This window comes from Natronorubrum sulfidifaciens JCM 14089 (assembly GCF_000337735.1).
Lineage (GTDB): Archaea > Halobacteriota > Halobacteria > Halobacteriales > Natrialbaceae > Natronorubrum > Natronorubrum sulfidifaciens.
Genome location: NZ_AOHX01000014.1, coordinates 1 through 491, shown reverse-complemented (window position 1 = coordinate 491; position 491 = coordinate 1). Strand labels below are relative to the sequence as shown.

Annotated in this window: 1 protein-coding gene; it reads left to right on the top strand. The window is 55.7% G+C overall.

What is annotated here, in order from left to right:
• Positions 1-456: hypothetical protein (locus tag C495_RS18540; protein WP_049890078.1), on the top strand; the 456-nt coding region annotated here is incomplete at its 5' end.
• Between the last annotated feature and the right edge of the window lie 35 nt (positions 457-491).

Here is a 491-nt window from a genome sequence, read left to right as displayed (position 1 = left end):
CCAGGACCGAATGCACCCGTTCCGGCTTGGGACGAATATCGCCAATTACGCAAGGCCGTTCACGTGTACCTCAATCACGAACCAGATGACCCAGCCTGGAATGACATCTGGCGAGCGCTTGGTGCGATCATGGGCGAATCCCAGCGGGATGCGTTCCTCGATGCCTTTGATATCGATGAGGCAGCTGAGACGGCCTGTATTCGTCGCCTCATCACAGGCGAGGAAATGCCCCCNCTCTGGCTCGATGACGGTGAACCAGCTGTGTACTCGATGCACGTCTACCCCGGGAACATTGAACGACTTGATGCTCGTGAGCCGCCCTACAACTTGTGGTTCGATCTCTTTGAGTTCGCAGCTGAGTGGGGGCTAGAGGTGTCGATTCTCCCGAAGTCGTGGTACAATCTCGGGAGCACTGTTCACGTAATTTTCTACCCGCCAGAACGCTTCCGTTCGTAGATTACACTGCCCGGTGTCTGACGTAGATTTATGCC